Origin of the sequence: Candidatus Methylomirabilis sp. (assembly GCF_028716865.1) — a bacterium.
In the GTDB taxonomy this organism is placed as follows: domain Bacteria; phylum Methylomirabilota; class Methylomirabilia; order Methylomirabilales; family Methylomirabilaceae; genus Methylomirabilis.
The window spans coordinates 57,762-71,565 of the sequence record NZ_JAQUOY010000001.1 but is presented as its reverse complement, the minus strand read 5'-3'; the positions used below and the strand labels follow the sequence as shown (position 1 = coordinate 71,565).

Below are 13,804 nucleotides of genomic sequence, written 5' to 3'. Positions count from 1 at the left end.
CGCAGTGATCGATATCGCGACCCGCCCCCGCATCCCCCGCTGCATGAGCACCCAGCACCCGGACAACGTCACTGTCCCCTTCTTCGCCCAGGGACCTGTCATGGAGGGAATGGACGAGATCCGTGAGGCCTACTATGCCTTCTCCCATTTAGGCTGTGATGAGCAGATGTGGGACTTCGAAGGGAAGGAGGTCGATGAGTTCGTCGTTGAGAAGCTCTTGACGACCTACGAAGGCTTCTTCAGGGCGTTTCCCCTGGGACGGGAGATGTTCCTGACCTTACGAGTCCCAAACCCTGCTGTAGAAAAGTCGCAGGGGAAGATCCTCCTTGAGGTTCTCCAGGGAATCCCCAGAGCCAACGACGTAGCCCGCTTCTTCTACGGAGAGGATGTCGCCCCCATCTTCGAAATCATCTTCCCCATGACCACCTCGGCGGAGGAGCTGAACCGTGTGCGCCGGTACTATCAGGTCTTCGTCACGGGGAAGGGGGAGGCGGTTCTGACCCCCGGTGATATCCCTCTGAAAGAATGGATTGGCGAGTTCCACCCTACCGCGATCCAGATCATCCCCTTGATCGAGGATAAGGAGTCGTTGCTTCAGGCCGATACCATCATTCGCGCGTACCTTCAGGACAAAGACCTCTCGTACCAGCGCGTCTTTTTAGCCCGATCCGATCCCGCCTTGAACTACGGAAGCCTGGCGGCCAGGCTCCTGGTAAAGGCGGCCTTAAGTCGCCTGGACAGGCTGGAAGAGGAGTTGGGAATTCCGATCTATCCGATCCTGGGGGCCGGAAGCGCCCCGTTTCGGGGCAACTTCCGACCCGATACCGTAGAGCGACACCTTGCCGAGCACCCGAGCATTCAGACGTTCACGATCCAATCGGCCTTCAAGTACGACTATCCGGCTCCCGCCATCATCCAGGCCATCGAGACCTTGAAGCGCGCACCCAGAAAGAGCGCCCAGCCGGTGGAGCCGGAGGGGAGGATCGTCGATCTGATTGAGCGGATCTCCGCTTGTTATCAGCGCCAGGTGCGAGCGATCGCTCCCCTGATGAATCACATAGCCCCCACCGTTCCCAGGCGGCGAATGCGGAAACTGCATATCGGTCTGTTCGGCTACAGCCGGAGCATCGGCGGGGTCTCGCTTCCCCGGGCCATCTCCTTCTGTGCCGCCCTCTACTCCTTAGGTCTTCCTCCTGAGATCCTCGGCATTTCCTGCCTTGGTCAGGAAGATCTGGCCCTGCTTCGGGAGATCGACCCTGGGTTCGAAGTCGACCTGGGGGATGCGCTGCAGTATCTGAACGAAGAGGTGTACACCCTCCTCCCCCTCACTGAGGCGGAGGAGATCCGGAGGACTGTCCGACTCCTCCGTCCCACTCTCTCCCAGGATCACGCCCACCGGGAAATCACCGCAACGATTATCAGACGGGTTGAAAAGGAAAATGTCAAGGACCTCAGCGATCTCATCCTCCGGGCGGCCTGGATACGAAAGTTTTTGGGCTGAACGCCCATTCCGTTCGCCCTAAGCGTGTCGAAGGGAGAACGGGAGTTCGCAGGACAGGTTCAACAGCTCATCGGTTGTACCTGAGGATCAGAATGTATGGGCATTAATCAAGATCTCGGCTGGACAGCCGAGCGGGTTCCCTCGACCCGCCGTGCCTGGGTGGAGGTCGATCTCGAGGCGATCCGCCACAATATAGCAGCTATCCGACAGCTCCTACAACCGTCAACCCAGCTCATGTCGGTCGTCAAGGCTGATGGCTACGGTCATGGCGCTGTTGCGGTCGCTCGGACTGCGCTGTCAGCCGGCGCCTCATGGCTTGCGGTCGCCACAGTTGAAGAAGGAATCTCTCTAAGAATGGCGGGGATCGACGCGCCGATTCTCCTCTTCGGCCCCGTTATCTGCAAAGAGGAGATCGACGCACTTATCGAGTATCGGCTGCAACCGACCGTCTGCAGCCTCGACCAGGCCCGTCGCTTGTCCGAGGCGGGTCTGGGGCCGATCCCAATTCACCTGAAGGTCGATACCGGTATGTCCCGCCTGGGAGTCTCATGGCAGGAGGCTCAGGAGCTGTTGAGCGCGATAAGGGTCCTGCCGGGCGTGTCGGTTGTCAGCCTGTACAGCCACCTCGCTACGGCTGACGCGGTCGATCCCACAACAGCCAGGGAGCAGTTCACACGGTTCGCAAAGTTAGTGGATATGCTGCAGCGGCAGGGGCTTCGGCCTCCATTGGTACATCTGGCCAATTCTGCCGCTACCCTGACGTTCCCCGACACCCATTTCGACCTGGTCCGGATCGGGTTGGCTCAGTATGGCCTATACCCAAGCTCTCACTTACAGGCCGTCGTTGCTCTTCGCCCTGCCCTTGCGCTCAAAGCAAAGATCGTCTTCGTCAAAACCGTTCCACCGGAGACCGGTGTCAGTTACGGTCATACCTTTCGGACAGCGCGCCGGACGCGTCTAGCTACCGTATCTATCGGCTATGGCGATGGAATCTCCCGCGCCCTCTCAAACAGGATCGACTTTCTCGTTCAGGGTCGGCGGGCTCGACAGGTGGGCACGATCACGATGGACCAATGCCTGATCGATATCACCGATGTGCCGGAGGCGTCCGATGGGGATATCGTTACGCTCCTTGGGCACGACGGGGAGGAACATATCTCAATCGCAGAATGGGCAGCGCAACTGGGGACCATCCCGTACGAGATCCTCACTGCCCTCTCCCCGCGCCTGCCGAGGCTTTTCTGTCAGGACTGACCTGACCAGCTCTGTCCAGAGAAAGTAGATTTCTAGACAGAGGCTTCACCGTATGATATAGTTTTTCTCGTTCCTGCTCGGCGGCTCACGCGAGAGTGGCGGAATGGCAGACGCGCTGGACTTAGGATCCAGTCCGCCTTTGGCGGATGGGGGTTCAAGTCCCCCCTCTCGCACCATGAATCCGGCATCTAATTCCGAGATACATATGAAAGTAGACATCGAAGAGATCAGCAGCACCAAACGCGCGCTTCGAATCGAATTGCCCCCCCAAAGCCTCCTGGACAAGCTGGAGGCGGCCTATCTGCACCTCGCCAAAAATGCCCGCCTGCCTGGTTTCCGCCCCGGTAAGGTTCCGCGAGATGTTTTGCGTTCGCGCTTCAAGGAAGAGGCGAAGCAGGAGGCCCTCCAGGAACTCGTCCCGGAAAGCTATAGTCAGGCGCTCAAGGAGGCCAATCTGGATCCGGTGAACGAGCCCAGACTGGATGAGATAGTCTGTGAGGAGGGGAAGCCTTTCAGCTACCGGGCTACCTTCGAAGTAAAACCCGATCTCCAACTCTCGGGTTACACCGGGATTGAGATCACCAAGGAGAAGGTCGAGACAACGGATGCGGAGGTAGATCGAGCTCTGGAGCACCTTCGGGAGCAAGCGGCAGAGTACGTGCCGATGGATGGCTGGCCCGGCTTGCAGGAAGACCTCCTGGTAGTCGACTACGAAGGCTTTGCCGGTGGTAAACCGCTCAAGGGCGTAAGCGGCCGGAATGCCTCGATCCTTCTCGGTGCCCACCAGTTCATCCCCGAGTTTGAGACCCAACTCCATGGTCTGAAGAAAGGAGAGGTCAAGGAGTTCTCCCTGGAATTCCCGACCGATTACGGACGACGGGAGCTGGCAGGAAAGCGGGTACTCTTCAGAGTCACCCTCAAAGAGGTCAAGAAGAAACGGGTACCGCCACTGGATAATGCGTTCGCGCAATCAGCGGGTGAGTGCAAGGATGTCCCTGAACTCAAGGAAAAGGTAAAGCAAGACCTGCTGGCGCACAAGGAGCGGGAACAGGTGGGGCGTCTGAAGAGCCAGATCCTTGAGAAATTGCGTGCCGCCCACCCCTTTGATCCTCCAGAGTCGCTGGTTGATGCGGAGCTCGAGGCGATCCTTACTGACTTGAGGCGGAGCGTTGGCGGACACAAGGCAACCTCCGCTCAGAGTGAAGAAGAGGCGATGCGGACCAAGGCGGGAGAGCTTGCCTTAAAACGGGTGCGAAATTCTCTCTTGCTGGAGGCGGTGGCGAAGCAGGAAGGGATTGTTGTGTCGGATGAGGAATTGCACGAAGAGGTCGAATCGACCGCCGTCGCCTTGAACCAGAAACCGGAAGCCTTCCGCAAGCTGCTAGAGCGGGAGGGGCGGATTGAAACCATTCGAATGCAATTACTGGAGCGGAAAGCGCTCGATCTTCTGTATGAGCGGGCCAATGTTGTGGATGGGGTCAACCTCGTGACCCTCGCCTGAGCACCACATAAAGGGAGTACGTACGTGATGCAACTGATTCCAATGGTGGTTGAGCAGACCAGCCGAGGTGAGCGAGCTTACGATATCTTCTCCCGCCTCCTGAAGGACCGGATCCTGTTCATCGGGACCCCGATCGATGATGCCGAGTCAAATCTGGTGATCGCCCAGCTCCTCTTCCTGGAAGCCGAAGACCCTGACAAAGATATCCACCTCTACATCAACTCACCGGGCGGGTCGGTCACTGCCTCACTGGCGATCTATGATACGATGCAGTATATCAAGCCGGCCATCGAGACGATCTGTATGGGTCAAGCGGCCAGTGGCGCTGCGCTCCTGTTGGCGGCCGGCGCCAAGAAGAAACGCTATGCCCTTCCCCACGCACGGATCATGATCCACCAACCCTACGGGGGAGCCCAGGGGCAGGCGTCCGACATCCAGATCCAGGCAAAAGAGATCCTTCGGATGCGACAGGAGTTGGACCGAATTATCGCCAATCACACGGGCCAGCCGTTGGAGCGGATTGAGAAAGACAGCGACCGCGACTTTTTTATGTCGCCTGAGGAGGCCAAAGAATATGGCCTGATTGACGAGGTGATCCACTCGCGCGAGGGCCTTCCATTGTCGGCCGCAGCCCCTGCGCTATAGATGGCCAACGCTATACTAACTCGTCTAGCATAGTGACTCACCAATACCTTACAACCCGTTCGCGGTGAGCTTGTCGAACCCATGAACGGAACCCATTAAAATACTTCACCCTTCGACAGGCTCAGGGCGAACGGGATTTGTAAAGAACCGTTGGATGCACTACACTAGAATTGCGCCAATTACAGTTGACCCTGTAGCCATTGTGAGCAACATCGTTGCACGATCGAGGGTACATGGACAGTATTGTGTTCCAGGAAGCGTGGCGCAAGCGAAGACCCGCATATGGCGGATCGTTCGCCCGGCACTTCGAGATCAAAACCTGGAACGCGAGGGGGAGGGGTAGATGGCCAAGGCGGTAAAAGGCGGGGGGAAGCTCACCTGCTCCTTTTGCGGAAAAAGTCAAGACGACGTACGAAAGCTGATCGCCGGTCCCACAGTCTATATCTGCGATGAGTGTATTGAACTCTGCAACGATATCATCGCAGAGGAATGGGAGGAGGAAAAGAGCAAGGGTCTCGGCGAGCTCCCCAAGCCGTCTGAGATCAAGTCGATCCTGGACCAGTATGTCATCGGTCAGGACCGGGCCAAGAAGAGCCTGGCGGTCGCCGTTCATAACCACTATAAGCGCGTTAACGCCAGGATGACCTTCGACGACGTCGAACTGACCAAGTCAAATATCCTCCTCATCGGTCCAACCGGATGCGGCAAGACCCTGCTCGCTCAAACCCTGGCCAAGATCCTGGACGTACCGTTCACCATCGCCGATGCCACCACCCTCACGGAAGCGGGATATGTCGGGGAGGATGTGGAAAACATCATCCTTCGGCTGCTACAGGTTGCAGACTACGATGTGGAGCGCGCAGAGCGAGGGATCATCTATATCGACGAGATCGACAAGATCGCGCGTAAGTCCGAAAATCCATCTATCACGCGGGACGTCTCCGGAGAGGGTGTTCAACAGGCCCTCTTAAAGATCCTGGAGGGAACCGTCGCCAATGTCCCACCTCAGGGTGGACGGAAACATCCCCAGCAGGAGTACCTGCAGGTCGACACGACAAATATCCTGTTTATCTGCGGCGGGGCATTCGTTGGGCTGGAGAAGACCATTGAACATCGGACCGGCCAGAAATCGATGGGATTCGGCGCCGAGATCCAGGCAAGACGGGGAAGGCGGATCAGTGAACTGCTGGCCGATGTCCAACCGGAAGACCTGCTCCGGTATGGCCTTATCCCAGAGTTGGTGGGGCGACTGCCGGTCATGGCGGTCGTGCACGAGCTTGACGAGAAGGCGCTGGTGCGGATCCTTGTCGAACCGAAGAACGCCCTTTTGCGGCAGTATCAGCGGTTCTTCGATTTTGAGCATGTGAAATTGACTCTGACCGACGATGCGATCAGCGCTGTGGCTCAGGAGGCGGCGAAGCGGCAGACCGGCGCTCGTGGCCTTCGGGCGATCCTTGAAGAGATCATGCTCGATATCATGTATGAGGTCCCCTCACAGTCGGGGATTGCGGAGTGTATTGTCAACCGCGAGACCGTGGTCGAGCGGAAACCGCCTATCATCCTCTATAAGAAGAAGGCCGAGTCAGCCTGATCGCCAAATCAATTGCGGATTGACGGCGCCCCCCTCTGCTCTTGTTTGCCCACTCAGCAATCCGACATCTGCAATCCGATCGCTCTTCGGCAGCCTTTTGTCTGCTTCAGTAGGATGGTGGCGGGTTTTTCTCACACTGCCAGAGGTGTTCAATATGAGGTCCTATTTGCGGTGCCAATTCTTCGTAACGGGTTGCCTGATTCTCCTTCTCTCGATCTCGGGGTGCGCGACTCTCGACTTCCTTTCACCGAAACAAGTCGAGCCGCAAGGCGGCTCGGACCGGGAGCTGATGAGTCTGGCTGATGCGGCCATCGCCCTGAAGAAGTACGATGATGGGCGCAAACACTTGCAGCGCCTGATTAACCAATTTCCTGAAAGCGAATTGGTTCCGACGGCTCGCCTGAGTGTAGGTCGCGCCTACTTTGATGAGAAGAGATACGATGAGGCACGCGCCGAATACCAACGGTTTATCGAACTGTTCCCCCAACATGAGCAGCTTGATGAAGCTCAGTATTACACGGGACTGTCTTACTTCCGCCAGATGGAGAAGGTAGATCGTGATCAGACGATGACCAAAAAGGCGGCGAGAGAGTTTCAAACCCTGGTCAGCGAATTCCGTAACTCCCAGTTCGCGTCGGACGCGCAGGCCATATTAGTAGAATGTCAGCGGCGACTCGCCGAGAGGGAGCTGTACGTCGGTAAGTTTTACTTTAACCGTCAAGCGTATGGCGCGGCTATCCCGCGGTTCGAGTCGGTTCTGAAGGAGTACTCAGGCTCCGAGTACGAGGATCAGGCCCTGTACTATCTTGGGGAGTCGCTCTGGGAACTCGAGCAGAAGGAGCCAGCTAAGGCTGCTTTTCATCGTCTCATTGCGAAGTTTCCGGATTCTGAGATGACACCACTCGCCGCGACACGGATCGGCATGACCTTTGTCCAGAATCCGCGTAACCCTAAGCCCTCCGCGAGCTTCCTGAGCACCACGCTCTCCACGATGTCTGATACCATGTCAGAGTTGACGGACGCGATCTTGGATAATTCGATCTGGCAACCCGGGACGCCCTAGCCATGGCGATGCGTTCGTAGGGGAGGGCTGAATGCCCTCCCGTTTATCGGGCGGGGATACACCCCGCCCCTACCTTGCAAGCGGGACCAGCCACTCGAATCGGCCGCCTTCTCTTGGGCACGAGACCCGTACACTACTCCGTCAATACCATCTGCTGCCGAAACGAGGCCTCGGGCAAAGCTTTCTCATTTCCCCTGCGATCCGCGATCTGATTCTTCGCGCCGCAGAGGTGGGGCCGCAGGACCTCGTGGTGGAGATCGGTCCCGGTACGGGTGTCCTGACCGATGGTCTTGCTGAACGGGCGGGTAGGCTGATCGCCATTGAACGGGATCCGGGACTCCATCGACTGCTGGCGGATCGCCTCAGCAATCATCCTAAGGTTTCATTGATCTGTGATGACGCCCTCGAATTCGATTTCATAGACGTAATCGGTAACATGTTGCCAGCGTATAAACGGGCCAAGCTGGTTTCAAACCTTCCCTATTCGGTGGCTACTCCTCTCATCCTTCAGTTGATCCCGCTACGGCAGTGCTTTTCCTTTCTCCTGGTGATGGTGCAACGAGAGGTGGCGCAACGGCTTTTGGCCACCCCCAATGAAGAGGGGTATAGTGCCTTGACGCTCCGTTGCCGCTACGAGGCAGATGTGTCAGCGGTGGCACAGGTCTCAAGGACAGCCTTCTACCCGAGGCCCGCAGTTGATTCTACCCTCGTTCGTCTCGACCTGCTCCCCGGACCCAGGGTGTCGGTACAATCCCCTGATCTGCTGTTTCGCATCGTGCGGGCTGCTTTCGGACAGCGCAGGAAGATGCTGCGCAATGCCTTAATGCACGCCGACATCATAGCGGAGCCCACTGCCCTGGAGCGGACCCTGGTGGATGCGGACATCGATCCGAAGCGCCGCGGCGAGACCCTGAGCCTCGATGAATTCGCCAGGCTGGCCGATCGTCTGTATGCGATGCACGTTATCTCACCTCAACAAGCTCTTTCTGAGGAAGGAGATGTTGCGCACAACTAAGCATGAAGAGATCACGCGGGTGGGCCTTCGATGAGGGTATCGGCTATTGGGGAGTTTGCGCTGATCGAACGGATCAGGAGCATGCTGCCCCGGCCACACGATGCCCTGCTTGGAATCGGTGACGACTGCGCCGTGTTACGGCCTACAGCAGGCAGAGATCTTCTGCTCACGACCGATCTGCTTGTTGATGGAGTCGATTTCACACGGCAGACCACCACGCCTTTTCGTCTCGGGCGCAAGGCGATGGCAGTAAATCTGAGCGACATTGCCGCAATGGGGGGTCTGCCGCGTGCCGCGCTTGTCGCACTGGCCATCCCACCGGAGGAAGAGATCGAGTTCATCGACGAGCTCTATCGTGGCCTCCGGGAGGAAGGCGCGCAATTCGCGGTCGAGGTCATCGGCGGCGATCTTTCCGCCTCTGCCACCCTCACGATCGGCGTGACCCTGGTAGGAGAAGTGGAGGCAGGGAGGGCTGTCACACGTTCCGGGGCAAAACCAGGGGAACGGATTTGGACCACGGGCCGGTTGGGTGCGGCGGCAGCAGGTCTCGTGGCGCTCAGGGCCGGCTGCCGCCTCCGGGATGATCAGATTGAGACCTCGTTTGACGTCTCCATCTCTCTCCGGGAGGCTCTCACACAGACCATCGAACGACATCTCTGCCCCATCCCAAGAATCCGGGAGGGAAGGGCCCTTGCGCAGGCTGGAGTCGCGTCAGCCATGATTGACCTGAGTGATGGGTTGGCTTCTGACCTGGCACATCTATGCCGCGAAAGCGAGGTCTCGGCGAAGATCAGAGAGGATCAGATCCCGATCGATCAGGCGGCATCAGTCGTCGCGCAGCGCTTCGGTCAAGATCCGCTGGCCATGGCGCTTCAAGGAGGAGAAGACTTCGAGCTGCTCTTTACCTCTTCGTGGGATCCTGCCGATATTGCCGCCATGTTTCCTGACGGGACAACTGTCACAGCGGTTGGAAAGATCGGAGAGGCGGGTTTAGGATGCCGACTCGAGCGACAAGACGGCAGTTCGACCGTACTAACCGGTGGCTACGATCATTTCCGGAGAATATAGCGGTCAGCGACCAGCACTCAGCCGACAGCGCCAGGTATGGCCCGGAGGGCCATAAGTTATTCGGCTGCAAGAGTAAGAATCTGTTGAGGGCTGGTAAGGAGGGATGGACATGCGGGTACTGAGAGGGATATTTCACGGCCTGTTGTCGCTGGGATCGTTTATCGGCGCCGGCTTTAGGGGGGTCATCACGATCATGGCCTTTACCGAAGGCGGCCTCATGCGGCAGTTTTGCCTTTCGAGGCGGATCATCGCCCTCTCCTGCATTGTGCTGATGGGCCTGACCGTTGGCTCGACCTTGACGCTGTTCAACCTGGTTCGAGGCCAGTATTACCTGACCCGTGTGAAATATTTAGAGCGCGAAAACCGCGCGATGACCTCGCTCCTGCAAGGACAAGCCGAACAACTGAGCAAACTCAAGCTTGAGATGGCCAAGTTAAAGGAGTTCGAAGAGAGCTTACGGCAGGTTGCCGGTCTCGGCGTCGCGCCTGAACTCCAAGTGAGCGAGTCCGAATCCGCTGGCGGACGCGGCTCCTCAAGGAGCCGTCGGCCGTGACCACCTTACTGCACCTTGGCAAAGGGGGCCGCCAGGATCGCATCCGACCCTAACGCCTCCTCGATCCGGAGCAGTTGATTATACTTGCAAGTCCGTTCGGTCCGACTGAGGGAGCCGGACTTGATCTGACCGGCGCCCGTCGCCACCACCAAGTCGGCTATTGTCGTATCCTCGGTCTCACCCGATCGATGCGAGATCACGTTCCGGTACCCGGCAGACCACGCCAACTCCATGGCCTGGAGTGTCTCAGTCAGCGTCCCGATCTGATTGAGCTTGATGAGAATGGCGTTGGCCACGCCTTCATTGATCCCACGGGCCAACCGGTGACTATTCGTGACAAAGAGATCATCGCCCACCAGTTGTGTCTTCTTCCCGAGTTCAGCGGTCAGTTCCTTCCATCCCCGCCAGTCATCCTCGGCCAAGCCATCCTCGATCGAAACGATCGGATACTGGCGGATCCAGTCGCTGTAGAAACGAATCATCCCTTCAGCATCCCGGGTCGAACCGTCAGATTTCTTGAAGACGTACTTACCTCCATCGAAGAACTCACTCGCTGCCGGGTCGAGCGCCAGCGCGATGTCGCTGCCGGGCTGATACCCGGCCTTTGCGATCGCCTCCAGAATCAGCTCGATCGCTTCAACATTTGAGCGCAGACGTGGCGCAAAACCGCCTTCATCGCCCACCGTGGTGTTGTAACCTCGCCCAGCCAGCACACCACCCAGCGCGTGGAAGGTCTCCGACCCGAACCGGATGGCCTCAGCAAAGGTGGGTGCCCCGACAGGAACGATCATAAACTCCTGAAAGTCCACGTTGGTGTCGGCGTGCGCCCCACCATTCAGGATATTCATCAGGGGAATCGGAAGGATTGTCGCCGTCTGGCCGCCCAGATACCGGTAGAGCGGAAAACCTTGCGCGACTGCGGCGGCCTTTGCGACGGCAAGCGAGACGCCCAACACCGCATTGGCGCCCAGCCTCGACTTATTCTCGGTCCCGTCAAGCGTGATGAGCGCCTGGTCGATCGCCGCCTGCTCATCGGCCCGTTTTCCTACCAAGGCAGGGGCAATGAGGTCGTGGATATGGCGGATCGCCTGTTGTACCCCTTTTCCCGCATAGCGGGCCGGATCCCCATCTCTTAGTTCCAGCGCCTCATGCCGGCCGGTCGAAGCGCCGGAGGGAACGGCTGCTCGCCCGATGGAGCCGTCCTCCAACACCGCGTCCACCTCGACAGTGGGGTAGCCACGGGAATCCAGGATCTCCCTGGCGATGAGCCTCGCGATCTGCGTCATGGATACAACCCCCTGAGTCGCTTGCCGTCAGCCACCCTTTTGACGGCCAGCATCAGCGCGGCGGTCCGCAGGTCAACCTGCTCCTTGCGCGACATCGCCACTACCCGCTGAAACGCGGCGATCATCACCTCGGACAACCGTTCATTGATCTGATGCTCGTGCCAGAAATACTGCTGCAAATCTTGCACCCATTCGAAGTACGAGACCGCCACGCCGCCGGCATTGGCGAGGATGTCTGGAATAACAGCCGTCCCTTTTGCCGCCAGGATCCGATCGGCTTCTGGTGTCGTTGGCCCATTCGCCCCTTCGGCCACGATCCTGGCCCGTATACGTTCGGCGTTCTTCTGCGTAATTTGCCCTTCGGTCGCGGCGGGAACCAGGATATCGCAGTCGAGCTCAAGAATCTCCTCGTTGGAAATCCGATCGCCATCACGGTGTTGGGTGACGGAGCCTCCCTCAGCATCCTCAGCCAACACCTGAGCAATATTGAGCCCGTGTGCGTTATAGATCCCACCCTTGCTATCGCTCACCGCGATCACCCGGCAGTCTTCTTCGTACAACAGCCTGGCGGCGATGGCACCGACATTGCCGAATCCCTGGACCGCCACCCTCGCCCCTTTTAACGGCATGTCATGTTCACGGGCCGCCGCCCTCACAGTATAGTAGACACCTCGGCCGGTAGCCTCGGCGCGGCCCAGCGACCCTCCCAGCAACAGCGGCTTGCCCGTGACTACGCCGGGCGTCGTGATGCCCCGGTGCATGCTGTAGGTATCCATCATCCAGGCCATGATCTGCTCGTTGGTATAGAGATCAGGGGCCGGAATATCCTGCTCCGGGCCGATAACGAGAAGGATCTCCGAGGTATAGCGGCGCGTCATCCGTTCAAGCTCGCCCTGCGACATCCGAGTCGCATCGCAGCAGATTCCCCCTTTCGCGCCTCCATACGGCAGGCCGATCAGCGCACACTTCCAGCTCATCAGCATCGCCAGGGCCGTCACCTCATCCAGGTCCACGCCTGGATGATAGCGGATCCCGCCCTTTGTCGGGCCCAAGGTCAGGTCATGCTGCACCCGGAAGCCGGTGAAGACTTCGAGCTGTCCATCGTCCATCCGGGTCGGGACCGACACGATGAGGGAACGCTGGGGCTGCCGTAGCCGCTTGTGAATGCCCGAGTCAAGCGCGAGTCGCTCCGCCACCGAATCCAGTTGTGCCAGTGCAACCTCCAGCATACTATAACGAGCTTCTTGCGACTTTGCCGTCATCCTGATGTCCTCTGCTCTCGCTTGGTTACTAGCGCCTGTGGCTATACGCCAAACGCAACGACGCTACGCGCCGCCATCACTCCACCAACAACAGCGCATCAAAACCGCTCGAATACTATCACGCTCAAGGCTCCATGACCAGATGAAACATGTGCGTCACTATCCAAGGCGCCACTTTCTACTTGATACCAAAAGGCATGAGATTATCGTAGGAATCTCGCGAGGGCCGAGTTGCCGCGTAAGGTAAAGAAGAACGGGACTTGACAATTTGTGGGAAAGTGGGTAAATTCCTTTTGTCCACAAGATAGGGATAAGACATGAGGGTATGTCTTGATCGAGCGGTGGGAGTGAAGCTAAAGGAGATTACACAATAATGTCAGCCAATGAAGCTTTGTTAGACGAGCACTTTACGCTCGTTGGAAAGGGCACCTTGGACAGCAAGAAGCGCATCGCCCTCACTAAGGCTATCGAAGCCCTACAGGCCGTAATAGGCGAGGATGTGGAAAGGCTGCGCTTCAAGATCGCTTGCAACAAGGCGGGTCAGATCCTGCTCTCTCCAGAAGCTACCATTCCACTCCATGAAGCCTGGCTTTACAGCAGCAAGGCCTCACTTGAGAGTGTGCGCCAAGGCTTAGAAGAAGCCGGACGCGGCAAGGCACGTAAGATCGGCTCGTTTGCTCAGCATGCCAACAACAAGACCGATTAGTGGTTAAACTTGCCTCGATTCACGCTGACATTCACGCCGACCGCAGGCAAGCAACTAGAGGCGCTTGAGCAAGACAAAGGCCTTGAGAAACGCCTGAAGGCGATACGAAAGACTCTCGGCCTCATAGAAACCAACCTGCACCATCCGAGTCTCAATACCCACGAATACAAAAGCCTGAAGGGTCTGCTAGGTGAAAAGGTTTTTGCATCCTACGCAGAGAGTAAGACGCCGGCGGCCTACCGGATCTTCTGGCACTACGGGACCACGCGGGGTGAGATTATTGTTGTTGCTATCACGCCTCACCCGTAAAGCCGTACCATCCCTTACCAGTACCTATCCATCATCGCTCCACTTTCCAC

General features: G+C 58.0%; 13 protein-coding genes and 1 tRNA gene. 12 read left to right on the top strand and 2 right to left on the bottom strand.

Features of this window, described 5'->3' with window-relative positions:
* Positions 1-4: 4 nt before the first annotated feature.
* From ppcA to PHV01_RS00355, 10 genes are all read left to right on the top strand, one after another.
* A complete protein-coding gene (ppcA, locus tag PHV01_RS00400; RefSeq protein WP_337289157.1) occupies positions 5-1,501 on the top strand; it encodes a phosphoenolpyruvate carboxylase in 1,497 nt (498 codons plus the stop codon).
* 96 nt (positions 1,502-1,597) lie between these two features.
* Positions 1,598-2,755, top strand: a complete 1,158-nt coding sequence (gene alr, locus PHV01_RS00395) for an alanine racemase (protein WP_337289156.1) — start codon at positions 1,598-1,600, stop codon at positions 2,753-2,755.
* A gap of 89 nt (positions 2,756-2,844) precedes the next feature.
* A tRNA-Leu gene (locus tag PHV01_RS00390) sits at positions 2,845-2,931 on the top strand.
* 29 nt (positions 2,932-2,960) lie between these two features.
* Complete coding sequence (gene tig / locus PHV01_RS00385) at positions 2,961-4,256, top strand: trigger factor (RefSeq protein WP_337289155.1); 1,296 nt, start codon at positions 2,961-2,963, stop codon at positions 4,254-4,256.
* A 27-nt stretch (positions 4,257-4,283) separates the two neighbouring features.
* The gene (gene clpP, locus PHV01_RS00380; RefSeq protein WP_337289154.1) at positions 4,284-4,901 is read left to right on the top strand and encodes an ATP-dependent Clp endopeptidase proteolytic subunit ClpP; all 618 of its coding nucleotides are present in this window, start codon (positions 4,284-4,286) and stop codon (positions 4,899-4,901) included.
* A 343-nt stretch (positions 4,902-5,244) separates the two neighbouring features.
* The gene (clpX, locus tag PHV01_RS00375) at positions 5,245-6,492 is read left to right on the top strand and encodes an ATP-dependent Clp protease ATP-binding subunit ClpX (RefSeq protein WP_337289153.1); all 1,248 of its coding nucleotides are present in this window, start codon (positions 5,245-5,247) and stop codon (positions 6,490-6,492) included.
* Positions 6,493-6,646: 154 nt separating this feature from the next.
* Positions 6,647-7,555: an outer membrane protein assembly factor BamD gene (locus PHV01_RS00370; RefSeq protein WP_337289152.1), complete on the top strand. Its 909-nt coding sequence runs from the start codon at positions 6,647-6,649 to the stop codon at positions 7,553-7,555.
* 31 nt (positions 7,556-7,586) lie between these two features.
* Positions 7,587-8,570 (top strand): 16S rRNA (adenine(1518)-N(6)/adenine(1519)-N(6))-dimethyltransferase RsmA, encoded by a 984-nt coding sequence (gene rsmA / locus PHV01_RS00365; protein WP_337289151.1) that lies wholly within the window; start codon positions 7,587-7,589, stop codon positions 8,568-8,570.
* A gap of 30 nt (positions 8,571-8,600) precedes the next feature.
* Positions 8,601-9,638, top strand: a complete 1,038-nt coding sequence (thiL, locus tag PHV01_RS00360; protein ID WP_337289150.1) for a thiamine-phosphate kinase — start codon at positions 8,601-8,603, stop codon at positions 9,636-9,638.
* A gap of 109 nt (positions 9,639-9,747) precedes the next feature.
* Positions 9,748-10,191, top strand: a complete 444-nt coding sequence (locus PHV01_RS00355) for a hypothetical protein (protein WP_337289149.1) — start codon at positions 9,748-9,750, stop codon at positions 10,189-10,191.
* Between the two features lie 5 nt (positions 10,192-10,196).
* On the opposite strand, the gene eno is transcribed toward PHV01_RS00355, so the two are convergent.
* Together eno and PHV01_RS00345 are read right to left on the bottom strand one after the other, a co-directional pair.
* Positions 10,197-11,477: a phosphopyruvate hydratase gene (eno, locus tag PHV01_RS00350; protein WP_337289148.1), complete on the bottom strand. Its 1,281-nt coding sequence runs from the start codon at positions 11,475-11,477 to the stop codon at positions 10,197-10,199.
* A complete protein-coding gene (locus PHV01_RS00345; protein ID WP_337289147.1) occupies positions 11,474-12,739 on the bottom strand; it encodes a Glu/Leu/Phe/Val dehydrogenase in 1,266 nt (421 codons plus the stop codon). The genes eno and PHV01_RS00345 overlap by 4 nt, the downstream gene beginning before the upstream one ends.
* 373 nt (positions 12,740-13,112) lie before the next feature.
* On the opposite strand from PHV01_RS00345, the gene PHV01_RS00340 reads away from it, so the two are divergent.
* On the top strand, positions 13,113-13,445 hold the full coding sequence (locus PHV01_RS00340; protein WP_337289146.1) for a hypothetical protein: 333 nt from the start codon (positions 13,113-13,115) through the stop codon (positions 13,443-13,445).
* A gap of 9 nt (positions 13,446-13,454) precedes the next feature.
* Positions 13,455-13,754 carry a hypothetical protein gene (locus tag PHV01_RS00335; RefSeq protein WP_337289145.1) on the top strand — a complete coding sequence of 100 codons (300 nt, stop codon included), beginning with the start codon at positions 13,455-13,457 and terminating at the stop codon, positions 13,752-13,754.
* Positions 13,755-13,804: the final 50 nt, after the last annotated feature.

Coding starts and splice junctions, on each gene's coding strand:
- alr (WP_337289156.1), top strand. CDS start 1,598: ATGGGCATTAATCAAGATCTCGGCTGGACAGCCGAGCGGGTTCCCTCG.
- tig (WP_337289155.1), top strand. CDS start 2,961: ATGAAAGTAGACATCGAAGAGATCAGCAGCACCAAACGCGCGCTTCGA.
- clpP (WP_337289154.1), top strand. CDS start 4,284: ATGCAACTGATTCCAATGGTGGTTGAGCAGACCAGCCGAGGTGAGCGA.
- clpX (WP_337289153.1), top strand. CDS start 5,245: ATGGCCAAGGCGGTAAAAGGCGGGGGGAAGCTCACCTGCTCCTTTTGC.
- PHV01_RS00370 (WP_337289152.1), top strand. CDS start 6,647: ATGAGGTCCTATTTGCGGTGCCAATTCTTCGTAACGGGTTGCCTGATT.
- rsmA (WP_337289151.1), top strand. CDS start 7,587: ATGCCCTCCCGTTTATCGGGCGGGGATACACCCCGCCCCTACCTTGCA.
- thiL (WP_337289150.1), top strand. CDS start 8,601: ATGAGGGTATCGGCTATTGGGGAGTTTGCGCTGATCGAACGGATCAGG.
- PHV01_RS00355 (WP_337289149.1), top strand. CDS start 9,748: ATGCGGGTACTGAGAGGGATATTTCACGGCCTGTTGTCGCTGGGATCG.
- eno (WP_337289148.1), bottom strand. CDS start 11,477: ATGACGCAGATCGCGAGGCTCATCGCCAGGGAGATCCTGGATTCCCGT.
- PHV01_RS00345 (WP_337289147.1), bottom strand. CDS start 12,739: ATGACGGCAAAGTCGCAAGAAGCTCGTTATAGTATGCTGGAGGTTGCA.
- PHV01_RS00340 (WP_337289146.1), top strand. CDS start 13,113: ATGTCAGCCAATGAAGCTTTGTTAGACGAGCACTTTACGCTCGTTGGA.